24 protein-coding genes are annotated in these 20,965 nt (G+C 63.6%); 12 read left to right on the top strand and 12 right to left on the bottom strand.

Going from position 1 to position 20,965, the window contains the following annotated elements; translation table 11 throughout:
- Window positions 1-53 precede the first annotated feature (53 nt).
- Window positions 54-1,244 carry an acetyl-CoA C-acetyltransferase gene (locus AAC071_RS03295; protein ID WP_339829986.1) on the bottom strand — a complete coding sequence of 397 codons (1,191 nt, stop codon included), beginning with the start codon at window positions 1,242-1,244 and terminating at the stop codon, window positions 54-56.
- A gap of 247 nt (window positions 1,245-1,491) precedes the next feature.
- On the opposite strand from AAC071_RS03295, the gene phaR reads away from it, so the two are divergent.
- Window positions 1,492-2,103, top strand: coding sequence for a polyhydroxyalkanoate synthesis repressor PhaR (gene phaR, locus AAC071_RS03290; protein WP_339830333.1), 612 nt, complete (start codon window positions 1,492-1,494; stop codon window positions 2,101-2,103).
- Here the strand turns inward: phaR and AAC071_RS03285 are convergent.
- A complete protein-coding gene (locus tag AAC071_RS03285) occupies window positions 2,066-3,796 on the bottom strand; it encodes a bifunctional diguanylate cyclase/phosphodiesterase (protein ID WP_339829983.1) in 1,731 nt (576 codons plus the stop codon). The genes phaR and AAC071_RS03285 overlap by 38 nt on opposite strands.
- A gap of 369 nt (window positions 3,797-4,165) precedes the next feature.
- Here AAC071_RS03285 and AAC071_RS03280 point away from each other — a divergent pair, with 369 nt between their 5' ends.
- Window positions 4,166-4,495 carry a hypothetical protein gene (locus AAC071_RS03280; RefSeq protein ID WP_339829981.1) on the top strand — a complete coding sequence of 110 codons (330 nt, stop codon included), beginning with the start codon at window positions 4,166-4,168 and terminating at the stop codon, window positions 4,493-4,495.
- Between the two features lie 3 nt (window positions 4,496-4,498).
- On the opposite strand, the gene AAC071_RS03275 is transcribed toward AAC071_RS03280, so the two are convergent.
- The 3 genes from AAC071_RS03275 to AAC071_RS03265 are packed head-to-tail and all read right to left on the bottom strand — an operon-like array spanning window position 4,499 to window position 6,516.
- Window positions 4,499-4,849 (bottom strand): hypothetical protein, encoded by a 351-nt coding sequence (locus AAC071_RS03275; protein ID WP_339829979.1) that lies wholly within the window; start codon window positions 4,847-4,849, stop codon window positions 4,499-4,501.
- A gap of 5 nt (window positions 4,850-4,854) precedes the next feature.
- A complete protein-coding gene (locus tag AAC071_RS03270; protein ID WP_339829976.1) occupies window positions 4,855-5,676 on the bottom strand; it encodes an enoyl-CoA hydratase-related protein in 822 nt (273 codons plus the stop codon).
- A gap of 36 nt (window positions 5,677-5,712) precedes the next feature.
- Window positions 5,713-6,516, bottom strand: coding sequence for an SDR family oxidoreductase (locus tag AAC071_RS03265; RefSeq protein WP_339829974.1), 804 nt, complete (start codon window positions 6,514-6,516; stop codon window positions 5,713-5,715).
- A gap of 174 nt (window positions 6,517-6,690) precedes the next feature.
- Here AAC071_RS03265 and AAC071_RS03260 point away from each other — a divergent pair, with 174 nt between their 5' ends.
- From AAC071_RS03260 to AAC071_RS03235, 6 genes are all read left to right on the top strand, one after another.
- Window positions 6,691-7,767 carry an alpha/beta fold hydrolase gene (locus AAC071_RS03260; protein WP_339829972.1) on the top strand — a complete coding sequence of 359 codons (1,077 nt, stop codon included), beginning with the start codon at window positions 6,691-6,693 and terminating at the stop codon, window positions 7,765-7,767.
- 28 nt (window positions 7,768-7,795) lie between these two features.
- Window positions 7,796-9,193 (top strand): aminodeoxychorismate synthase component I, encoded by a 1,398-nt coding sequence (pabB, locus tag AAC071_RS03255; RefSeq protein WP_339829970.1) that lies wholly within the window; start codon window positions 7,796-7,798, stop codon window positions 9,191-9,193.
- Window positions 9,190-9,786: an aminodeoxychorismate/anthranilate synthase component II gene (locus tag AAC071_RS03250; RefSeq protein WP_339829968.1), complete on the top strand. Its 597-nt coding sequence runs from the start codon at window positions 9,190-9,192 to the stop codon at window positions 9,784-9,786. Before pabB ends, AAC071_RS03250 begins: the two co-directional genes overlap by 4 nt.
- The gene (locus tag AAC071_RS03245) at window positions 9,783-10,631 is read left to right on the top strand and encodes an aminotransferase class IV (RefSeq protein ID WP_339829966.1); all 849 of its coding nucleotides are present in this window, start codon (window positions 9,783-9,785) and stop codon (window positions 10,629-10,631) included. The genes AAC071_RS03250 and AAC071_RS03245 overlap by 4 nt, the downstream gene beginning before the upstream one ends.
- Window positions 10,632-10,796: 165 nt before the next feature.
- Window positions 10,797-11,237 (top strand): hypothetical protein, encoded by a 441-nt coding sequence (locus AAC071_RS03240; protein WP_339829963.1) that lies wholly within the window; start codon window positions 10,797-10,799, stop codon window positions 11,235-11,237.
- Between the two features lie 19 nt (window positions 11,238-11,256).
- Window positions 11,257-12,339: a M14 family metallopeptidase gene (locus tag AAC071_RS03235; protein WP_339829961.1), complete on the top strand. Its 1,083-nt coding sequence runs from the start codon at window positions 11,257-11,259 to the stop codon at window positions 12,337-12,339.
- Window positions 12,340-12,342: 3 nt separating this feature from the next.
- On the opposite strand, the gene AAC071_RS03230 is transcribed toward AAC071_RS03235, so the two are convergent.
- A complete protein-coding gene (locus AAC071_RS03230; RefSeq protein ID WP_339829959.1) occupies window positions 12,343-12,645 on the bottom strand; it encodes a hypothetical protein in 303 nt (100 codons plus the stop codon).
- A gap of 45 nt (window positions 12,646-12,690) precedes the next feature.
- On the opposite strand from AAC071_RS03230, the gene AAC071_RS03225 reads away from it, so the two are divergent.
- Window positions 12,691-13,833, top strand: coding sequence for a serine hydrolase (locus AAC071_RS03225; RefSeq protein WP_339829957.1), 1,143 nt, complete (start codon window positions 12,691-12,693; stop codon window positions 13,831-13,833).
- A 63-nt stretch (window positions 13,834-13,896) separates the two neighbouring features.
- On the opposite strand, the gene rpmF is transcribed toward AAC071_RS03225, so the two are convergent.
- The 3 genes from rpmF to ald all read right to left on the bottom strand — a co-directional run bounded on the left by rpmF (window position 13,897) and on the right by ald (window position 16,134).
- Window positions 13,897-14,079: a 50S ribosomal protein L32 gene (gene rpmF / locus AAC071_RS03220; RefSeq protein ID WP_293508314.1), complete on the bottom strand. Its 183-nt coding sequence runs from the start codon at window positions 14,077-14,079 to the stop codon at window positions 13,897-13,899.
- 175 nt (window positions 14,080-14,254) lie between these two features.
- Entirely contained in the window at window positions 14,255-14,863 is a 609-nt protein-coding gene (locus AAC071_RS03215) for an SPOR domain-containing protein (protein ID WP_339829950.1), read from the bottom strand.
- A 152-nt stretch (window positions 14,864-15,015) separates the two neighbouring features.
- Window positions 15,016-16,134 (bottom strand): alanine dehydrogenase, encoded by a 1,119-nt coding sequence (gene ald, locus AAC071_RS03210; RefSeq protein ID WP_339829948.1) that lies wholly within the window; start codon window positions 16,132-16,134, stop codon window positions 15,016-15,018.
- Between the two features lie 261 nt (window positions 16,135-16,395).
- Between ald and AAC071_RS03205 the strand changes: the two genes are divergently transcribed.
- The gene (locus AAC071_RS03205) at window positions 16,396-17,037 is read left to right on the top strand and encodes a CoA pyrophosphatase (protein WP_339829946.1); all 642 of its coding nucleotides are present in this window, start codon (window positions 16,396-16,398) and stop codon (window positions 17,035-17,037) included.
- 3 nt (window positions 17,038-17,040) lie between these two features.
- Here the strand turns inward: AAC071_RS03205 and AAC071_RS03200 are convergent, their stop codons facing one another.
- The gene (locus tag AAC071_RS03200; RefSeq protein ID WP_339829944.1) at window positions 17,041-17,265 is read right to left on the bottom strand and encodes a DUF2061 domain-containing protein; all 225 of its coding nucleotides are present in this window, start codon (window positions 17,263-17,265) and stop codon (window positions 17,041-17,043) included.
- A 412-nt stretch (window positions 17,266-17,677) separates the two neighbouring features.
- Here AAC071_RS03200 and AAC071_RS03195 point away from each other — a divergent pair, with 412 nt between their 5' ends.
- Window positions 17,678-17,926 carry a plasmid stabilization protein gene (locus AAC071_RS03195; protein ID WP_339829942.1) on the top strand — a complete coding sequence of 83 codons (249 nt, stop codon included), beginning with the start codon at window positions 17,678-17,680 and terminating at the stop codon, window positions 17,924-17,926.
- 124 nt (window positions 17,927-18,050) lie between these two features.
- Here the strand turns inward: AAC071_RS03195 and AAC071_RS03190 are convergent, their stop codons facing one another.
- Window positions 18,051-18,464: an endonuclease domain-containing protein gene (locus AAC071_RS03190; protein ID WP_339829940.1), complete on the bottom strand. Its 414-nt coding sequence runs from the start codon at window positions 18,462-18,464 to the stop codon at window positions 18,051-18,053.
- 271 nt (window positions 18,465-18,735) lie between these two features.
- Window positions 18,736-19,422 carry a glutathione S-transferase N-terminal domain-containing protein gene (locus tag AAC071_RS03185; protein ID WP_339829938.1) on the bottom strand — a complete coding sequence of 229 codons (687 nt, stop codon included), beginning with the start codon at window positions 19,420-19,422 and terminating at the stop codon, window positions 18,736-18,738.
- 343 nt (window positions 19,423-19,765) lie between these two features.
- Here AAC071_RS03185 and AAC071_RS03180 point away from each other — a divergent pair, with 343 nt between their 5' ends.
- Complete coding sequence (locus AAC071_RS03180) at window positions 19,766-20,857, top strand: spermidine/putrescine ABC transporter substrate-binding protein (protein ID WP_339829936.1); 1,092 nt, start codon at window positions 19,766-19,768, stop codon at window positions 20,855-20,857.
- Window positions 20,858-20,965: the final 108 nt, after the last annotated feature.

Raw genomic sequence — 20,965 nt, 5'->3', positions numbered from 1 at the left:
CGATTCCCAATCGTCAAATCAGATCACATCGCAGGCAGAAATGGCTTGATCCATCAGTCGCGCGCAATGCACATGGCAATACCCATGCCGCCGCCGATACACAGCGTCGCGAGCCCCTTCTTCGCGTCCCGCTTCTCCATTTCGTGCAGCAACGTCACGAGCACCCGCGCACCCGAAGCACCGATCGGATGACCGATGGCAATCGCGCCGCCATTGACGTTGACCTTGGAGACGTCCCAGCCGAGATCCTTGTTGACGGCGAGTGCCTGCGCGGCAAATGCCTCGTTGGCCTCGATCAGGTCGAGATCATCGGGCGACCAGCCGGCCTGCTTCAATGCGGCACGCGATGCCGGGATCGGCCCGGTACCCATCACAGATGGGTCGACGCCTGCCTGTGCCCAGGAAACGATCCGCCCCAGCACCTTGCGGCCCTCTTTCTGCGCGCGCGCAGCGCTCATCAGCACCACCGCGGCGGCGCCGTCATTGATGCCCGAAGCATTGGCTGCCGTGACGGAACCGCCCTCTTTCTGAAAGGCCGGCTTCAATCCCTTGATACCCTCGAGCGTGACGCCGGATTTGATATATTCGTCGGTATCGACCACCGTGTCGCCCTTGCGGCCCTTGATGGTGACGGGCGCAATCTCGTCCTTGAATCTACCGGCCTTCTGCGCCGCTTCGGCCTTGTTCTGCGAAGCGACGGCAAAGGCATCCTGTTCCTCGCGCGTGATCTGCCACCGCGCGGCGACATTCTCGGCGGTTTGCCCCATGTGGTAGCCGTTGAAGGCGTCCCAGAGCCCGTCCTTGATCATCGTGTCTGCAAAGTCGAGCGCACCCATTTTCTGCCCGGCGCGCAGATAGGCCGAGTGCTGCGCCTGACTCATGCTTTCCTGCCCACCGGCCACAACGATCTCGCTGTCGCCATTGATGATCGCCTGAAAGCCAAGCGCCACCGCGCGCAGACCCGAGCCGCAGAGCTGGTTGACGCTCCATGCCGGCACCTCCACGGGCAGGCCCGCATTGATGGCGGCCTGACGGGCCGGGTTCTGCCCCTGCCCGGCCTGCAAAATCTGGCCCAGAATGACCTCGGAAACCTCTGCCCTGTCGATGCCGGCGCGTTCGATCGCTGCCGACACGGCGATCCGGCCGAGTTCGTGGGCCGGCAGAGCGGACAACGAGCCGTTAAAGGCGCCAACCGGCGTGCGGGCCGCGCCGACAATCACCACCTCAGTACCGGATTTGCTCATTGTTGGCTCCCTCAACCTCTGCTGGACAAAAGATAGGCCTCGAACCCGGACCGGCGGCAGGCATGTTCGCCGGCGACAACGGGATCGTCGAATTCTGTGCATCGCAATGCGGGGCTTGCGCAGCGCAACAATACCGCGTCACAATACTAAAAGACAGGGGGTCAGGGGCCTCGGCGGCGCCTTGCGGCGGCTGTCCGGGATAAAAACAGCTCCGGCGCAACAACACATAAGCAAGAGAGTGGAAACCGTGGCCAAAAAGACTTCATCCACGGACGATGACGTCATCGTCATCAAGAAATACGCCAACCGGCGCCTCTACAATACGGCGACATCGAGCTATGTGACGCTGGAGCATCTCTGCGAGATGGTCAAGCAAAGCAAGGAGTTCGTCGTCCGCGACGCCAAGACGGGCGAAGATATTACCCGCTCGGTGCTGACTCAGATCATTTTCGAGGAAGAGGGCAAGGGGCAGAACCTGTTGCCGATCAACTTCCTTCGACAGCTGATCCGGTTCTATGGTGACAGCCTGCAGAGTTATATCCCGTCCTATCTGGAAATGAGCATGAACAGCTTTTCCAGGGAACAGGAGAAGCTGCGTAATCGGCTTGTCGGTGCACTGGGCGGCCGGGAGAGACTGGGTCAGTTCGAGGATCAGATTCGCCAGAATCTCGAAGTATTCGACAATGCGATGAAGATGTTCTCGCCGTTCGGCCGCGGCAGCGCGGAACGCGAGGCAAAGGCCCCCTCAAAATCGGAAAAGTCGGCCGAAAAAGACGGTGGCAGGGAAAACGACCTCGAAGAGTTGAAACGCCAGATCGCCCTCATGCAGGCGCAGCTCGAAGCCCTTTCGAAGAAATAACCCCCGACGACGCCAGCCGGGCTGGCAGCGACAGGATCGGTTCGCCCAGATAGAAGCCCTGCAGATATTCGACACCGAAATCGCGCAGCATCGCGACTTCCTCGGCATTGCTGACCCACTCCGCCACCGTCGGCAGGTTGAAATTGTGGGCAAGATCCACAAGCGTCCTGACAAAGAACTGATTGTCGGGATTGTTGACCAGATCAATCACGAAGGAACCGTCGATCTTGACCAGGTCGACATCGAGCGTCTTGAGATTGCGGAACGACGTATAGCCCGCACCAAAATCGTCGATGGCAATCTGGCAACCGAGATCCCGGAATCCCGCAACAAAGTCTGTCAGTTCCTCGATCTCATGGATGGCTACCGTTTCGGTGATTTCGATGGTCAACCGCTCGGCAAGGCTCGTATCTGCATGGAGATGCGAGGCGAGCGTATCGCGCCACAGCCGGTCTCCGATTGTACGGCCCGAAATATTGAGCGACAGGTTGACGTCGGCCCGATCGCACAGGGTCTCGACGGCAAGCTCCATGACACGGTAGTCGAGGAGCCCGATCAGACCCAGCTTCTCGGCCACCGGAACGAAATGCCCCGCTGGAACAATCGTCCCGTCGGGCCGCTCCATGCGCACGAGACACTCATGCATGGCCGGTACGCCGCTATGGGCATCGACAATCGGCTGGTAGGCAATGCGAATACGCCGATCGTTGAGAGCCGTGATCAGCTCGTCGGCGACATTGATGTTGCGCAGACGTGTCTTGTCGCGCTCGCGTGACGGCGTGTAGATCGCATGCGAGTTGCGCAACTTCTGCTTGGCCGATACCAGCGCCTCCTCGGCCCGCGCAAGTGCCTGATCGACACTCGACGCGTGACCCGGAAGTGCGATCGATCCGGCAGAAACTGTGACCGCAACGGGTCCCCGCGTCGTCACAACGACTTCATCGCGCACTTCGGCGAGCAGCCTCGCGCAGACATCGTTTAGGCGTTCCTCGCCGCAATTGTTGAGGACCAGACCGAACTTGTTGCCGGCATACCGGCCGAGGGAATCGCCGCGGCGCGCCATGCGCGAAAGACGTTCGCCGACACAGACGATCACTTCGTCGGCGACATCGAAACCGAACGCATCGTTGATGAGGGCAAGATTGTCGACGGCAAACAGCAGGAAGGCCGCGTTCTGCCGTCCACGTTGTGCAGCAACCAGCGCCTCGCCCAGCGCTTCCTTCAAACGGACGCGATTGAGCAGACCGGTCAGTTCGTCATAGGTCGAGAGCTTCACCAGTTGCGCTTCGCGATGGTGCCGTTCGTCGATTGCCCGCATGATGCCAACTGCATAATCCGGTGACCCGTCCGCGCCACGATACCATCGGCCGCGATCCTCTATCCAGCGCAACCCGCCGAAATCGTCGCGGAACTGATACTCGAGTTCGTAAGGTACCCCTTGGCCAGGCTCGCTCTCTCGCGCAAGGCAGATACGTTCGTAGCGGCTCGGCCCGTCCATGACGATCCGCGCCACGAAATCACGATGGTTTGCAATCGACGGGAGATCGGCAATGCCAAAAAGAAGTCCGGCCTGCGAACCCCAGTCGAGCCGGTCATCGCCGATTGTCCAGCGATAGACCACGTCGCCGACAGCCATCACGGCGCATATCGACAGATCGTCGCGCAGCGCCCCGTTACTTCCGAGGTCTGACACTCGATCGACTCTGCGCGCATCCTGCGTCTTCGAGTCCACAACACCACTCCGCCGTACTCGGTCGCCCGGTTGATCCGGACATCGTCGTCTCAGCGGCGCCCTTCTGAACGCCGGCAAAATCGATATTCGCGCAGCGCGAGTTAAGACTTCGAGAAGCGTTTTAACGACTAAACCTTTAAATAATCTGGTTAACTCGACGATTCTGTTTCGTTTCGGCGCACCCTGTCTCTCCCCGCGGTGCGAATCTCGTGGCAGACTTCTTGCTGCGTTGAGAGGTGTCCGCAATTCCCGCTTTCGCAAGGCCGGCGGGGAACGTGGTGATGGGGATACCTTGCAGAAAGAAACCGCCGGATGCCGAAAATCGCGCGCATGGAAAGATCGCAGATGATGCTGCCGGCGCCGCGCCGGCAGGCAGAGGCGGCGTCGCATCCGCAAGACCGTGACAGCGCCGCGCGATTGCCCGAGCCTGGCATGTCGCGGCAGTCTCACGCAGCCCTCGGCCGCCCGCCGCTCGGCATGACGCGGCCGGTTGCCGGTTTTCTCGCACAATATGTCGACCAGCACTGGCACTGGCCTTATTCGCCCGCCCGCAAGCAGGAAAAGCGGCAACGCGCGACGACCGCCTATATCGACGCCGACATGTTGCCGGACATGCTGACCGAGGCCCTGCGCCTGCCGAAGCTCGAACGCAAGCTCTGAGCGTCAGCCACCCCGTGTTGCAAGAATGAGCGATTGAAGGTCGGCGATTGCGCGCTCGATACGCGTCAGACGACTGTCGATATCCGCAAGCTTTTTCTCCAGCGCCGCATCTCCCGCGGACACGTGGCCGGGCATGGGCGTGGCCACCCCGGCCCGATTGACGACCTCCGCGGCCGGCGCCTCGAGCAGGCGCGCCAGCATCGCCACCTGATTAGGCGTTACCTCGCGCTGATCCTTCCAGATCTCGTCGACGTCCCGGCGTGAAAGGCCAAGCGCTGCGGCGACGTCGTCGCGTGTGCGGCCCGTCACCTTCAGCCTTTCATCGAACCATTGCTGATCGAAGAAGAGCGCCATCGCAATCAGCGCCCCTTGAATTCGGGTGCGCGCTTCTCGAGGAAGCTGCGCACGCCCTCGCGATGGTCTTCCGTCTCGAACAGTCGTCCCAGCGTTCCGCTGACCCAACTGCCGATTTCGCGCAGATCGCCATAGCAGGTGCGACGCAGACCGTCCTTCATGAAACGAAGCGCCAGCGGCGCGTTGACGGCAATCCGGTCGGCAAGCGCCAGCGCGCTTTCCATCAGCCGGTCATGCGGCACGACTTCGCTGACAAGCCCGATGCGCAGCGCTTCCGGCGCATCGATGATATCGCCGGTAAAGAGCAGTTCCGATGCCTTGGCCGGCCCGACAATGGCCGGCAGGCGCCACAATCCGCCGACATCCGAAATCAAACCCCGCTTGATGAAGATTTCGCCGAATTTCGCCTGCTCCGACGCGATGCGCATATCGGCAAACAGCGTCAGCTCCATGCCCCAGCCAACGGCAGCACCGTTGACAGCGGCGATCACCGGTCTGTCGCACTCGAGAACAGCCACGGCGGCTGGCGTCGGTTCGGGCCGGACCGCGGTCAGGCGCGCAATGCTCTGGTCACGCTGCTCGCCAGTCATCATTTCCTTGACATCTTCGCCGGAACAGAAGGCAGGGTCGCTGCCGGTCACGACGACGCAGCGCACTTCGGGATCGGCAGATGCGGCACGAAAGGCCGCCTCGACCTCGTCATAGGCGCGGCGATTGAGCGCGTTGCGCCGTTCCGGCCGGTTGAGGGTCACGACCGCGACATGATCGCGAACTTCATAGAGAATGCAGGTAAAGTCTGCCGGCGCAATCCGCTCTGCCCTCGCCATCCGGATTCCTCCCCGATTTTCATCTGCTTCCGTTATCTACTTGAATTCGCCCAGTGCGTCGGCACCGGCATCGCCAAGCTTCGAGCCGCCATCGCAATCGACGATCGTGCCCGTGATGTATTTCGCATTGTCGGTGGAAAGGAAAAGCGCGGTATCGGCGATGTCTGTCTTGCTGCCATAATCGCGCAGCGCGATGCGTGACTTGATGGCCTTCTCCATCTCAGGCGTCGGCGCGAGCCGCGCCATGCCTTCCGTATCGGCGATGGGCCCGGGGGAAATCGCATTGACGCGGACGCCTGCAGGACCCCACTCCATGGCGAGACATTTGGTCAGCATGTTGATGCCGGCCTTGGCTGCGCAGACATGGGCCTGGAAGAGTGAAGGATTGACCGCCTGCGGTGCCGTGATGGAGATCAGCGAGGCGCCAGGCCTGTTGAGAAACTGGAAGGAAGCGCGCAGCACATTGAAGGTCCCGATCAGATCGATATCGACGACAGTCTTGAAGCCATTGGACGACATGCCCAGCGCCGGTGCCACAAAATTTCCTGCAGCACCGGAGATCACGATGTCGAAATTGCCCAACCGCTGCTGCGCCTGCTTCATCGCGGTTTCGACCGAATTGAAATCGCGCACATCGGCCGCCATGCCGATTGCTTCGAAACCTTCATCCGTTATCGTCTTTGCGGCGGCCGCGATCTTTTCATGGTTGCGGCTGATAAGGGCGATTTTGGCGCCAGCCCGCGCAAAATGCTGCGCAATGCCCAGATTGATGCCGCTGGAGGCGCCGGCAACGAATGCCGTCTTGCCTGCGAGGACTTTTTCCTTGAACGCGTTTTGCATCGGGGGTCTCCGTCATTTCGCCATCACTTGCGCCGCATCAAGCCCGTAATTGACCCTTCCCGCAAGCCTGCGCACAATTTGTAGCGGCTTCGGCAACGCTCTAGACTGGCGCTCCGGAAGGCTTTCCGCAACGGAAGGCCCGAACATGCGGCATAGCAGGAAGTTTGCAACATCATGGCATTCGTGAAGGGCTTCGGCATATTGGCGATCGCCGTCCTGCTCATCATGTCGATGAGCTATTGGGCGGCCGGCAAGGCACGGCCCGCGCTTGACGAAACGGCACGCGCAAAGCTGACGACACAGGGTGTCGCCCACAGCTTCATCGAATTGCCCGGTGGAACCGTCCACTATCGGCTGGAGGGCCGCGAGGACGCGCCGCTGGTCGTGCTCATCCACGGTTTTTCGACGCCCTCTTTCGTCTGGAACGACCATATCGCACCGTTGACCGATGCCGGTTACCGGGTGCTTGCCTACGACAATTTCGGACGCGGGCTCTCGGACCGGCCCGGAACCGTCTACGACGCCGATCTCTTCGATCGGCAACTGGACGAACTGCTCGATGCGCTGGCAATCAATCGTCGCGTCGATCTGGTCGGCTACTCGATGGGCGGCGCGATTGCGACCGTTTTTGCCGCACGCCACCCCGAGCGCGTTCGCTCGCTGACACTGATTGCGCCCGCCGGGCTTGGCGTTGCCGGCAACCGCAATCTGGAATTGCTGCGCCGACCCCTGATCGGCGACTGGATCATGCGCCTGTTCGACGCCCGGCTGTTCTATAATGCAGCTGCCGAAGAGGCGAAAAGCGCGCCCAACCCGGGTGCCTTTCTGGCCGATTTCAATCGCCAGCTCGAGTATCGCGGCTATGGCGATGCCCTGCTCTCGACCATGCGGCACTATCCGCTCGGAGCCGCACGTGAAGCTTTCGCGACAGCAGGCCGCTCGCCACGGCCGGTGCTTGTGATCTGGGGCGAGGCCGACGAGGTGGTCCCCTTCGCCCATGCGACGCAACTGCTCGAACTGATGCCGCAAGCTCAGCTTCGCTCCTATCCCGGTGTCGGCCACAACATCACATTCGCCGAGCCACCGCTTGTTTCCCGCCTGCTGACCGATTTCCTGACTGCCCAGAGCGCACGCGTGACGTCGGGCGGTGCGGCCGGCAAGCCGCGTGGACCGCTCGCCCGCATGGAGGCGCGCCAATGCGCCAGCTGCGGACCCGGCGACGGCGAAGCCGGCGAGCCGACGCTGCCCTGAAAGATCCGCCAAAGGAAGCGCAACCGACGTGATTGAACCGTTCGCTCAGGAACTGGCCTGGCGGCCGCCACATGAGGCCTTTCATGCCTTTGCGCACGAGGCATTCGCGCTGTATCTCGACAGCGCAACAGCGGGGCCCGGCCGCGATCCTGACCTGCACGGCCGCTGGAGCTTCATCGCCACCGATCCGGTCGACAGTCTGACAACACGCATTGCAGGCGACCCCGCACCCTTCGCCGCGCTGAAGGAGAGACTCGCAGCGCTGCCACCCTTGGCGGTCCACCCTGGCCTGCCGCCCTTCATCGGCGGCGCAGCAGGCTTTTTCGGCTATGGCCTCGGCCGGACACTGGAACATCTGCCGCCGGAAGTCGCACCCTTTGCCATCGACGATCAGCAACTGCCCGACATGGCAGTTGGCTTCTACGATACGGTACTGGCCTTCGACATGATCGAGCGCCGGGTCTGGATCGTGTCGACCGGAGCGGTGGAACGGACCGCCCGCCTGCGCGCCCGTTTCGAGACGGCGGACCCCTTGCCGCAGCCGTCGCACTTTGCGCCGGCCGCGATTGCATCGAATTTCACCCGCGCCGGATACGAACAGGCGGTTGCAAGGGTCATCGACTACATCCATGCCGGGGATATCTTTCAGGCCAATCTTTCGCAGCGCTTCGAATCTCGTCTCTCGGAAGGCGACACGCCCTATGCGCTCTATCTGCGTCTGCGCGCGGCCAGCCCCGCGCCTTTTGGCGCTTTCTTCAATTTCGGTGAAGGCGCGATCCTTTCTTCCTCACCCGAGCGCTTTCTCGCCTGTCGCGGCGGCGCGGTCGAAACCCGGCCGATCAAGGGCACACGACCGCGCGGGAAATCCCCCGATGAAGACAGGCGCCTTGCCGCGGAATTGCTGGCATCCGAAAAGGACCGCGCCGAAAACGTCATGATCGTCGACCTGCTGCGAAACGATATTTCGCGGGTCTGCGCCGACGGCTCGGTGACCGTCGAAAAGCTTTGCGCGCTGGAGAGTTTCGCCAATGTCCATCATCTGGTCTCGACCGTCCGCGGGAGACTTCGGCCGGAAGCGACGGCCGCCGATCTGCTGGCCGCCTGCTTTCCCGGCGGATCGGTCACCGGCGCACCGAAACGCCGAGCCATGGAAATCATCGCCGAACTCGAGCCGACCACGCGCGGTGCCTATTGTGGCGCGATCGGCTATCTGGGCGCAGATGGTGCGATGGACACCGCCATCGCCATCCGCACCATGGTCGTGAAGCAGGAACGCATCACATTTCAGGCAGGCGGCGGCATTGTTGCCGATTCCGATCCCGCCACCGAATATGAGGAAACGCTGGCCAAGGCCCGCGACATGCGCCATGTGCTCGAAGGGACGGTCGCCGCCGCCATGCCGGCTGTCGGCGGCGTGACGGCATGATCCTCGTCATCGACAATTTCGACAGTTTCGTTCACAACCTCGCCCGCTATGTCGGCGAGCTGGGCCATGAACGCCAGACCATCCGCACCGACGCCATCACGGTCGAGGCAGCGCTGGGACTGCACCCGCAGGCGATCGTCCTGTCGCCGGGCCCTTGCGGGCCGGACAAGGCCGGGATTTCGGTGCCGCTGGTCGAGGCTGCCGCCCAACACGGCATTCCGCTGCTCGGCGTCTGCCTTGGCCACCAGGCCATTGCCGCAGCATTTGGCGGCCGCGTCCTGCGCGCCGCAAGGCCGGTCCATGGCAAGCCCGCACGCATCGCACATGACGGGATGGGGATATTTGACGGCTTGCCAAGCCCGTTCACGGCGGCACGCTATCATTCGCTGATTGCCGAATTGCCGGCGGATGGCGCCCTGCGTGCGACGGCTTTCGCGGAAGATGGCACGCTGATGGCGCTGGCGCATGAAACCCTGCCGATCTTCGGCGTGCAGTTTCACCCAGAGTCGGTGTTGACCGAGCACGGCCATGCCTTGCTGGCCAATTTCCTGGCCCTGGCCGGCGCCGGACGACGCGCGAGGGAGTCCGCATGATCGTCTGGTTCAATGGCGAACTTGTCCCCGCCACCGAAGCCCGGATCGACCCGACCGATCGCGGTTTCCTGTTGGGGGACGGTATTTTCGAAACCATGCTCGTAAGGCGCGGCCGGACGGTTTTTCTCGATGCTCATATTCTGCGGCTGCAACGCGGCGCCGCTGCGATCGGTCTGGCGATACCGCTCGATCCGGCGCGGATTGCTGCGGCCTGCGCCGACTTGCTCGAAGCGAACGGACTGACCGACGCCCCGTGCGCCTCGCTGCGCCTGACGCTGACGCGCGGGCCTGGGCCGCGCGGCCTTGCCCTGCCGGCGAGCCCGGCACCAACGCTGATGATGACGGCCGCGCCGGCCGCAGCGGCACCGCCGGGCCTGTCGGCGATCGTGGCAACGCCGCGCCGGAACAATCGCTCGCCATCGGCAGCGTTGAAAGCAATTGCCTATCTCGACAATGTCCTGGCCAGGGAGGAGGCCCGCGCGCGCGGCGCCGAAGAAGCCCTGATGCTCGACAGTGACGGGCATCTCGCCTGCGCCAGCGCAGCCAACATCTTCCTCTGGGAACGCGGACGCCTTGTCACACCATCGACCGATTGCGGCATTCTGGCAGGAATAACCCGCGCCGCGGTCCTTGAACTGGCACCGGGCCTGGGCATCGAAACCGCGGAGGAGCGGATCGACACCGCGCGGCTGGCACAGATCGACGGCGCCTTTCTGACCAACAGTCTGATGGGCATCGTGCCGCTGACCCGGATCGACGGCAGGACGCTGCCGGAATATCCGGAGACTGCACGACTCGATGCCGCCTACGAGCTGCTGCTCGTTGCGGCGGAACGAAGCGGCTGAGCGCGGCTGCCATTAACCCTGCATCGAGTTGCAAACCCCCGAAAATTCAAGGCTTCTGGACTTTTTCCCGGAATGGCACGATGCTTTGGCGAGCAGCCACCCACAGCGAGGCGGGTCAGGCAGAAGCGGCCGGACATGGCCGGAACAACGCGGGGAGTTACGGCCATGGGCGGTTTTCTGGCTTTCATCGGAATGTTTACCTTCATCCTTCGCGAAGGCTCTTCGCTGATTTTCGCGGCGCTGATCTGGTATCTCTTCTGGGGTGGCTACGTCCCGACCCTCGACACCCCCGAACAGGCCTACAACCTCGCGGTCATGGCCGGTCTGATCGCGGTCATCTATCTGGCGATCCAGGCGCTGACGGTCGTGATGCAGCCGGTCGGACAGGAAACCCGCTATCTTTTCGACACACTGCTGTCGCTGGTGCCGCTGGCCATGATCGGCTATGCCGCCACGCAGCACATCAATGGCACGACCGAGCTTCCCTACCATCTGGTCGGCGTGCTCTGGCTCTTTGGTCTGGCAGCGGCGGCCGATGTGTTCATCAACACCTGGATCGGCCTGAAGCTCAACAAGCTGGCCAGCGATTTCGTGACGATGCGCTGACGATCGGGGCCGGCGGCCGATGTCGGCGGCAGATCATTTCTCGGCCAGCTACAGTGAGGCGTGCCGCCGCTTTCTGGACGCGGCGGGCGCCGCTGGCGCGGCCGTCCACAGCCACGAACATCCGCTGAAGGGCCCGGACGGCGGCATGCTGGCGACCGACATCGCCCGTATCGGTCCCGCCAATGCCCGCCGCATCCTCGGCATCGGCTCCGGCACGCATGGCGTCGAAGGCTATTGCGGTTCGGGCATCCAGACGGCGTTGCTTTCGGAGGGCTTTGCCCGCGACCTGCCGCCGGACACGGCGCTGGTGCTGATCCATGCGATCAACCCCTACGGCTTTGCCTGGGACCGCCGGGTCAACGAGGACAATGTCGATCTCAACCGCAATTTCCTCGATCACACCAGGCCGCACCCGAAAAATCCCGGCTATGAGGAACTTTTCGACGCCATCAACCCGCGCGATCTGACGCCCGAAACCATGGCCGAAAGCCGGGCCCGGATGAAGGCCTATGCGGCCGAACACGGGGCGGCGGCCATGCAGCATGCGCTGACGGCCGGACAATACGATCACCCGGGCGGCGTGCAATATGGCGGGCGCGAACCGGTCTGGTCGAACCGGACCCTGCGCGCGATCATCCGCGAAGAGATGGGCAAGGCCGAACGCATCGCCTTTCTCGACATGCATTCGGGCCTCGGGCCGCGGGGAGAGGGTGAGATCATCTGCACCGAGCCCGAATCGAGCAGCACGTTCAAGCGGATGCGGCGCTGGTGGGGCGACAGGGTGCGCTCGACAGTGGGCGGCGGCTCGCTGTCTTCCGATGTGCCCGGCTCGATCACGGTCTGCTTCGCCGAGGAACTGACGGGCCGCGAGGTGACGGCAGGCGGACTTGAATTCGGCACGGTGCCGATCGGCCAGGTGACGGTGGCGCTGCAGGCCGACAACTGGCTGCACCAGAATGGCGGGGCAAAAAATCCGCAGGCCGCGGCCATTTCGAAGCAGATTCGCGATGCCTTCTATGTCGATGAACGCGACTGGAAGGAAGCCGTGACCGCCGGCGCCCGCACGGCCTGTGGCGAGGCGCTGCAAGGTCTTGGCGCATAGCGCCTAATCCGTCAGACAGCCTTCGGCGCCCCGGTACTGCGCGCTGGCCCGGGCCAGCCGGAACATCGAGGCCGTGACCTCCTTTTTCGCCGGATCGACCCAGGCATCGGCCCGGTCGAAACCCGGCGGGTCGTCGCGCCGGCACTCCTCGAGCGTGCGGCCGGCCACGAAAATGCAGGAGCAGGCGGTTTTCGCAACGGCCCGCGCCACAACCTCGCCGTCGGCCGCCATCTGCCGCACCGGGCCGAGCGCGAGGCCGATCAGCACCGCAAGCACCACGGCCAGAACGATGAATTTGATCCTCATGCGCGCCCCCTTATGCTGGACAGAACTTCCGAGGAGTACCCGTCCGTGTCGAGCCTGTCCATGCATCGCGCTGTGGCGCTTGTCTGTCTGCTGGCCGCGCTGCTTGCGGCAAGCCCGCTGCGGGCCGAACTGGCCGCGCCGCTGCCACCGCAGCCCGAAGGCACGCCCTGGCCCGATGGCGGCTGGCCGCGCAACCCGACACCGCCCGCGCTCGAAGCCATATTCACCCGCATCCTTGGCGAAACCGAAGACCCGCATCTGGCCGGCATCCGCGCCCTGCTGGTGGTCAAGGACGGCCGGATCGCGGGTGAGGCCTATCGTGCCGGTTTCAGCGAGACGACACGCTTTCCCTCCTGGTCGATGGCCAAGAGCGTCGTCCATGCGCTGACCGGCATTCTGGCCGGAGAAGGCCGGCTCGACATCGGCGCCCCGGCGCCCGTGCCCGAATGGCAGCGGCACACCGAGGATCGCCGCGCCGCCATTACCGTCGAACATCTTCTGCGCATGCAGTCGGGTCTCAGCTTTGCCGAGGTCTATGACGATCCGTCGAAGTCCCATGTGTTGCAGATGCTGTTCGGCATCGGCCGCAAGGACATGGCGCATTACGCGGCAAGTCTGCGCCTGATCCACACGCCCGGCAGCCACTGGTCCTATTCGAGCGGCACCAGCAACATTCTGGCGCGCATCCTGAAGGAAGCCGCCGGCGCGCCGGACGCGGCCGCCATGAACGCCGTGATGCAGGAGAAACTGTTCCGCCCGATCGGCATCGAAAGCGCCGTGCCCGAATTCGACGCCGCCGGCACGTTTATCGGCTCGTCCTTCGTTCACATGACCGCACAGGACTGGGCCCGCTTCGGCTATCTCTATCTGCGCGACGGCAAATGGGGAACGGAACGCCTCTTGCCGGAAGGCTGGGCCGATCACGCCCGCCGCCCGGCCCGTCATTCGGGCGGGCGCTATGGCGCGCATTTCTGGCTCAATGCCGCCGATCCGGAAACCGGCCGGCCGGCGATTTCCGACCGGATCCCCGTCGACATGTTCATGGCGCGCGGCTTCGGCGCGCAACTGGTCATGATCCTGCCGTCGCGCGACATGGTGGTGGTGCTGCTGGGCGTGAATTACACGGCCGATCCCGAACCGCTGGTGGCGCTGGTCGCCGATATCATCGAGGCGGCGGGCAACCCCTGACGCTGCAAACGAAAACGCCGCCCCGAAGGGCGGCGTTCGAATTCCGTCAGAACCTGCAGAAGCTCAATCGGCTTTCGGCTTCAGGATCTGCTTGCCGCGATACATGCCCGACTTCAGATCGACATGATGCGGACGGTGCAGTTCGCCCGAATCCGGGTTCTCGACATAGGCCGGCTGCTTCAGCGCATCGGCCGAACGGCGCATGCCGCGCTTCGACGGGGTGGTTTTCCTCTTGGGGACGGCCATGACGTGTCGCTCCGATCGGGGCCCGGGGCCCGCGCCTCACAAAAAAGGCTTTGAAAACAAAACATTGGCCGCCCCGTCCTGGACACGCAGTCCATGGGGACGGCCTTTGGCGGGCCTTATACAGTGAAACCCGCGCGAAAGTCCATAAGCAGCCGAAAATCGCCGCGCCGGCGCCTCAATTGAGACGGATGACGGCGCATTCGTCGGCCGGCACTGCCGCGCGGGCACAGGCCGCCCGGGCCGCCGCCTCGTTGTCGAAGGCCCCCATGCGCACCCGGTGGACCGGCTCGCCGCCGACACTGGCACTGTCGATCGAAACGCGCTCGTTGCCCCGAAGGTCGGGCTCGCGGGCCAGGATATCGAAATAACGGCGGCTGGCGCGGTCGATCGAACTGTAGCTGCCGAGTTGCACATAGTAGCGGGCCGGCGCTGAAAGAGCGGCGGGCGCGGCCAGCGAGGCCGTGGTGATGGCGCCGCCCCGGCCCGGACGGGCCAACGGTCGCGGTGCCGCGGCCGCCAGCGAACCGGTAATCAGATCGGCATGCGGGTCCTGCCAGGCGACCTGCCTGAGCGGCGGACGCGGCAGCGGCGGACGGACCGCCGGTTGCGCGGCAACCACCGGAATTTCAATGGTTTTCTCGACCAGACGCGTCATCGCGCGCTGGTCGTAGCGCGCCGCGGCGTGCGGCTCGACGATGCCGCGTTCCTTCTGCACGACGAACAGCGCAATCAGAACCGCGCCGAGGATCAGCCAGAACCGGTCGCGATGAACCTTGTCGAACATGGGCAAGCCCCCCTTGCAGCCGTGCCGCCCCCGGAGGAGCGGCATGACGCAAAGTCTGCCTGCCTATGGTTAATCACCGTTTAAACCCGCCCCGGATTGGCACATGAATCCAAGACACACAGAAAAAATCAATTGATTTCAATGGCTTGAAATCAGGCTGCCAGCACGCTTTCGGCCTTGTGATAAGGCACGCCCAGCGCATCCGACACCGCCTGATAGGTCAGCTGGCCCTTGTGGACATTGAGCCCGGCCATCAGATGCGGATTGTCGGCCAGCGCCTTGCGATAGCCCTTGTCGGCCAGCGCCAGCGTGAAGGGCAGCGTCGCGTTGTTGAGCGCGAAGGTCGAGGTCCGCGCCACCGCGCCCGGCATGTTGGCGACGCAGTAGTGAACCACCTCGTGCTGGATATAGGTCGGATCGGCATGGGTGGTGGCATGCGAGGTCGCAAAGCAGCCGCCCTGATCGATCGCAATATCGACCAGCACCGAACCCTTTTTCATCCGCTTGACCATGTCCTCGGTGACGAGCTTGGGCGCCGCCGCGCCCGGCACCAGCACGGCGCCGATCACGAGATCCGCGCCCAGCACATGTTCCTCGATCGCATCGACGGTCGAATAGATCGTGTTGAGGCTCGGACCGAACTGCATGTCGAGCTCGTAGAGCCGGTGCAGGTTGATGTCGATGACGGTGACATGCGCCTCGAGCCCCATTGCCATGCGCGCCGCATTGGTGCCGGCAACGCCGCCGCCGAGAATGACGACCTTGCCCGCCGGCACGCCCGGCACGCCGCCCAGCAGCATGCCGCGCCCGCCCTGCGCGATCTCGAGGCAATGGGCACCGGCCTGGATCGACATGCGGCCGGCGACTTCCGACATCGGCGCCAGCAGCGGCAGGCCGCCATGGCGGTCGGTGACGGTCTCATAGGCAATCGCGACGCAACCGGATTCGATAAGACCGCGCGCCTGTTCGGGATCGGGCGCCAGATGCAGATAGGTGAAGAGGATCTGGCCTTCGCGCAGCATCTTCCATTCGGACGGCTGCGGCTCCTTGACCTTCACGATCATCTCGGCGGTGGCGAAGATTTCGGCCGCCGTATCGACGATCTTCGCCCCGGCCGCCTCGTATTGTGCATCGAACAGCCCGATGCCGTCGCCCGCGCCCTTCTGCACCAGCACTTCATGGCCGTGATGCACGGCCTCGCGCACGGCCGGCGGCGTCATGCCGACGCGATATTCATGGACCTTGATTTCCTTGGGAACGCCGATGCGCATGGGAGCCTCGCAGGGGGTGAGAGAACGCAAAAAGTGTAGACCTGCAAGCGGCCGACTCCAAGACGAGGCGGCGGCGCAATCGGCATCCTCTGTCGAGGATCGTAAACACCGGAGCATCCGGCGCCCCGCCGGCGAACCCGCCGGCAACCCCTTGCCGGCGTTGATAAAAGCGACTTGTCGGCGGCGGCGCTATCGGCGCCCGGCGACGCGGCGCCATCGGATTTTAAACAGCCGCCCGCTTCGTGCTAAAAGCCTCGGGCCATGACGCACCGCTTCGACGACGCCCTGAAATCCCGCCTGGCCGAACGGCTGGCCGCCTTCCCGCGCGAGACCCGGGAAAGCCCGCCCGGTCTGAAGCGGGCGGCCGTGGCCATCACCATCGTTCCTTATGCCGTACACGGAGAAAGCGCGGCACAGGCGGCCTTCCTGCTGACCAAGCGCGCGCCGCGCCTCAACAGCCATGGCGGCCAATGGGCGCTGCCCGGCGGCCGCATCGATGCCGGCGAGACCCCGGTCGAGGCCGCGCTGCGCGAACTGGAGGAAGAGGTGGCGCTGCGCCGCGGCACCTCGGAAGTCATTGGCATGCTTGACGATTATCCGACGCGCTCGGGCTATCTGATCACCCCGGTGGTGACCTGGGCCGAAGACATCAGCACGATGAAGGCCAATCCCGGTGAGGTCGCCTCGATCCATTCTTTCGCGCTCACCGAGCTGACACGCGAGGGCTCGCCGGAATTCCTGTCGATTGCCGAAAGCGCGCAGCCGGTGATCCGGCTCCATCTCGGCGATAGCCATGTCCATGCGCCGACGGCGGCCCTGCTCTTCCAGTTCGGCGAGGTGGCGCTCCGGGGACGGACGACCCGGGTCGCCCATCTCGAACAGCCGGTCTGGGCCTGGCGCTGAGCCTCAAGCGGCCTGGAACGGCAGACGAAAGCCGATGTTTTTCAAGGTCTTGGCGGGCCAGCGCGCCCACGCCTTTTCGTGGAAATAGAAGACCACCGTGTTGATGGCGGGCTCGATCAGCGCCACGCCGGCGGCGATCGTCGCCTCGCCGGTCAGCGCATAGACGACGGTAAAGCCGACCGCGAAGTGGAGCGTGCCGTAGCTCAGGGTCTTGGCGAGGTCGCGCATCGGAGTCCATCCTTCTCATTGTCGCTATTGCGACTTATTCTTATTAAATGAATGAAAAGGCGGAGTCAAGAAGTCGCGCTTTTCCGCCGTTTTCCGGCTGCCGCTGTCACCGAACTGTCATCGTTCTGTCACAAATGATCGAAACCGGCAAAAAGCCGCGGATTTCAGCCGTCTTCTGGTCGAAACCCCGAAATGCGACAGAGGCGCGCGGCAGCCAGACCCCCCCTCTGTCACGGAACTGTCATAAAACTGTCACATGCGGAAAATGGGGCCCTTCCGGGCTTATCCCCGGGGGTCCGGGAGGCGGCGAAGATGACGGGAGAGAAGTCGGCGGATATGCGCGGCCATGCACGAAGACGCACAACTGCGCCGCCGCCGTCTCCTGCCCCGCAACCCCGCACGGAGACCGCCCATGCACGTAGACCCGACCGCGCGCCCGATCTCGCCGATGCGCGCCCGGCGCACCGTTTCGGTGACCGATTTCCGCAAGAACCCGGCCCGGCACATGACCGACGCGATGGGCGATACGCTCGCCATCCTGTCGCGCAACAAGGTCGCGTTCTACGCCGTGCCGCCGGCGCGCTTCGAGGCGCTGCTCGACCGGCTGGAGGCGCTGGGGGGGGGCGCGGGACGGCCTGTGAGGAGTCCGGACGGAGATTAATTCGTAGACTGAGTAAATAGTCTGCGCACAGCCCGGACAGCCCCTCACCCTTCCCAACACAGCGTTGCTGTGTTGGGCCCCTTCCCTCTCCCCGATGGGGAGAGGGAAATAGGGATGCGCCTCCTCAGTCCCTCTCCCCATCGGGGAGAGGGAGGGAGCGGGCGCGAGCCCGCGGAAGGGTGAGGGGGCCGTCCGGGTGAGGGATCTTGTCCAGTTCCAGAAGAATCATCTCCAGAACACCCTCCGTATTCGTCAGCACATCGGGGTTCCAGAAGCGGATGACGCGGTAGCCTTTCGATTCCAGGAAGCGGGTGCGGCGCAGATCGGCGGGATTGTCCGCATGCTGACCACCATCGACCTCGACAATCAGCATATGCTCGGCACAGAGAAAATCCGCGATGTAAGGACCAACGGGAACCTGACGGCGGAACTTGGCGCCACCGAGCATACGGTTGCGCAGCTGCGACCAGAGCCGCGCTTCGGCATCGGTTCGGTTGATACGGAGATACCGTGCGCGGGAAACATTCTGGCGCTTCATACGTGGCTCCCCCTCAGCCCTTCGGTCGATGCATCACCCGGACGGCCCCCTCACCCTTCCCACCTCAGCGGCTTCGCCGCCGAGGCGGGCGTTCGAGGACGAAAAGGTCCACCGGACCTTTTCCTGTGTCCTCTCACCCCTCTCCCCGCTGGGGAGAGGGAAAAGAACAATACGCTTCATCAAATCACATTTCTCTGCCACTTCAATTCCCTCTCCCCTCCGGGGAGAGGGAGGGAGCGGGCGCCAGCCCGCGGAAGGGTGAGGGGTCTTTCTACCTTTGCACCATCTTCTGCGCTTCTTCGGCGAACTTCTTCGCTTCCGCGCCATCGCCCTTCTGCAAGGCCGCGAGGTCGACGGGGACCGTGATGCCTTTCTGCGCGGCGGGGCGTTGGGCGATGGCGTCGAGCCAGCGCTGGAGATGCGGCAGATCGTCGATCTCGACGCCCGACCATTTATGCGTGCGCACCCAGCACCAGTTGGCGATGTCGGCGATGGAATAGTCGCCGGCCAGATATTCGTTCTCCTTCAAGTGCCCGTCGAGAACGGTGAAGAGGCGCTTCGATTCGTTCTGGTAGCGGTCGATGGCGGGCTGGATCTTTTCCGGAAAGTAGCGGAAGAAGACGTTCGCCTGGCCCATCATCGGGCCGACGCCGCCCATCTGGAACATCAGCCATTGCGTGACCATGGACTTGCCCTTTGCATCCACGGGCATCAGCCTGCCTGTTTTCTCGGCAAGATAGAGCATGATCGCGCCCGACTCGAAGACCGCGAAATCGCCGGCCTCGCGGTCGACGATCGCCGGAATGCGCCCGTTGGGATTGATCTTCAGGAACGCAGGCTCCTTCTGCTGGTTCTTCTGCAGCTCGATGGCATGGACATTGTAAGGGAGTCCGAGTTCCTCGAGCGTGACGGAGGCTTTCCAGCCATTGGGCGTCGAGGCGGTGTAGAGGTCGATCATGGCGGTCCTGCCTTTCCTGAATGCGCGTCACCGGCGACCGGCCGGCGCCGGATGCGGCACGCGACCTGCCATTTTGTGGCCTGCCCCTATCTTGGAACCCGGCAGCGCCGGCACAAGGGGCGGGCGCGCAACATGACCGAATGTTCATCTTGCAGGATCGCCGGCCGCCGCAATCCGGCCATGCTGCACTGTTTAGGATTCTCGACAGCGCGGCACGTTGCAGCGCCGAAAATGCCGGCTTTGCTTGCGCTTGCGCCAAAACCGTTGAAGACTGATTAACCCCCGGGCCGCCTCGCGCGACCGGCGGGAGGGGGCCCAGACACGAAACCGGAGGATGAATTCGATGAATCGCAGAAAAGGCATGGCCGGACTGATCCAAGCGCTGTCGCGCCGGCAGTTCATGACGGGAACGGCCGCGGTCGGCATCAGCCTGACCGCGATGCCGAAATTCGCGTCCGCGCAGGGCGCGGGCAGCGTGGTGTTCGCCAACTGGGACACCTATATCGGCGAGACGACACTGGCCGACTTCACGGCCGAAACCGGCATCAACGTGACGGTCGACACCTTTGCCGATGTTTCGGAACTCTTCGCCAAGATGCGCGGCGGCAATGTCGCCTATGACGTCATCGTGCCGTCGAACGACTGGCTGCCCCGCATGAACGCGGCCGGCATGCTGCAGAAGCTCGACCATTCGAAGATCCCGAACATGGCGAATATCTTCCCGCGCTTCATGGACGCGCCTTTCGATCCGGGTCGCGAATATTCGCTGCCCTATATGTGGGGCACGGTCGGCATCGGCTACCGCAAGTCGGCGGTCAGCGGCGATCCGGACAGCTGGAAGTACCTCTTCGACAGCGACCAGTATTCCAACAAGATCGCGCTGCTTTCCGATTGCGGCACGATGCTGGGCTGCGCGCTGAAATATCTCGGCCATTCGCTGAACTCGACCGACAAGGCCGAGAACGAGGCGGCCGCCGATCTGATCATCAAGCAGAAGAAGCACATCAAGGCCTTTGCCGAAGACAACGGCCAGGACCTGCTGGCGGCCGGCGAAGTCGACCTGACGATGGAATACAATGGCGACATCGTGCAGCTGATGACCGAAGACGACGATGTCGACTACCTGATTCCGAAGGAAGGCGGCATCCTGTGGGAAGACGTGCTGGCGATTCCCGCCAATGCGCCGAACCCCGACAATGCCCATGCGCTGATCAACTACATCCATGACGGCGAAGCCAACCAGTTGATCACCGACTACATCCAGTATGCGACGCCCAACAAGGCCGGCTACGACCTGATGGACGACGGCTACAAGAACAATCCGGACATCTTCCCGCCGGACGATGTGGTCGAGGTTTCGGAATTCGCCGAATATCTGGGCGAGGAAGCCACGCAGATGCGCGAAGACCTCTGCACCAAGATCAACGCCGCCTGACGGCGGCACCGGGCGGGCAAGAAATTGCCCGCCCTTTTTTTGTTTGCGCGGCAGGTGCGGCAGACGATGAAGAATGTTCGGAGAGCAGGAGATATGCGCCGCGAGCAA

This window comes from uncultured Parvibaculum sp., from assembly GCF_963975745.1.
Classification (GTDB): domain Bacteria; phylum Pseudomonadota; class Alphaproteobacteria; order Parvibaculales; family Parvibaculaceae; genus Parvibaculum.
The sequence above is the reverse complement of the archived record's forward strand: the minus strand, read 5'-3'. Positions and strand labels throughout refer to the sequence as shown.

Coding starts and splice junctions, on each gene's coding strand:
- AAC071_RS03295 (WP_339829986.1), bottom strand. CDS start 1,244: ATGAGCAAATCCGGTACTGAGGTGGTGATTGTCGGCGCGGCCCGCACG.
- AAC071_RS03280 (WP_339829981.1), top strand. CDS start 4,166: ATGGAAAGATCGCAGATGATGCTGCCGGCGCCGCGCCGGCAGGCAGAG.
- AAC071_RS03275 (WP_339829979.1), bottom strand. CDS start 4,849: ATGGCGCTCTTCTTCGATCAGCAATGGTTCGATGAAAGGCTGAAGGTG.
- AAC071_RS03270 (WP_339829976.1), bottom strand. CDS start 5,676: ATGGCGAGGGCAGAGCGGATTGCGCCGGCAGACTTTACCTGCATTCTC.
- AAC071_RS03265 (WP_339829974.1), bottom strand. CDS start 6,516: ATGCAAAACGCGTTCAAGGAAAAAGTCCTCGCAGGCAAGACGGCATTC.
- AAC071_RS03260 (WP_339829972.1), top strand. CDS start 6,691: ATGGCATTCGTGAAGGGCTTCGGCATATTGGCGATCGCCGTCCTGCTC.
- AAC071_RS03250 (WP_339829968.1), top strand. CDS start 9,190: ATGATCCTCGTCATCGACAATTTCGACAGTTTCGTTCACAACCTCGCC.
- AAC071_RS03245 (WP_339829966.1), top strand. CDS start 9,783: ATGATCGTCTGGTTCAATGGCGAACTTGTCCCCGCCACCGAAGCCCGG.
- AAC071_RS03240 (WP_339829963.1), top strand. CDS start 10,797: ATGGGCGGTTTTCTGGCTTTCATCGGAATGTTTACCTTCATCCTTCGC.
- AAC071_RS03235 (WP_339829961.1), top strand. CDS start 11,257: ATGTCGGCGGCAGATCATTTCTCGGCCAGCTACAGTGAGGCGTGCCGC.
- AAC071_RS03230 (WP_339829959.1), bottom strand. CDS start 12,645: ATGAGGATCAAATTCATCGTTCTGGCCGTGGTGCTTGCGGTGCTGATC.
- rpmF (WP_293508314.1), bottom strand. CDS start 14,079: ATGGCCGTCCCCAAGAGGAAAACCACCCCGTCGAAGCGCGGCATGCGC.
- AAC071_RS03215 (WP_339829950.1), bottom strand. CDS start 14,863: ATGTTCGACAAGGTTCATCGCGACCGGTTCTGGCTGATCCTCGGCGCG.
- ald (WP_339829948.1), bottom strand. CDS start 16,134: ATGCGCATCGGCGTTCCCAAGGAAATCAAGGTCCATGAATATCGCGTC.
- AAC071_RS03205 (WP_339829946.1), top strand. CDS start 16,396: ATGACGCACCGCTTCGACGACGCCCTGAAATCCCGCCTGGCCGAACGG.
- AAC071_RS03200 (WP_339829944.1), bottom strand. CDS start 17,265: ATGCGCGACCTCGCCAAGACCCTGAGCTACGGCACGCTCCACTTCGCG.
- AAC071_RS03195 (WP_339829942.1), top strand. CDS start 17,678: ATGCACGTAGACCCGACCGCGCGCCCGATCTCGCCGATGCGCGCCCGG.
- AAC071_RS03190 (WP_339829940.1), bottom strand. CDS start 18,464: ATGAAGCGCCAGAATGTTTCCCGCGCACGGTATCTCCGTATCAACCGA.
- AAC071_RS03185 (WP_339829938.1), bottom strand. CDS start 19,422: ATGATCGACCTCTACACCGCCTCGACGCCCAATGGCTGGAAAGCCTCC.
- AAC071_RS03180 (WP_339829936.1), top strand. CDS start 19,766: ATGAATCGCAGAAAAGGCATGGCCGGACTGATCCAAGCGCTGTCGCGC.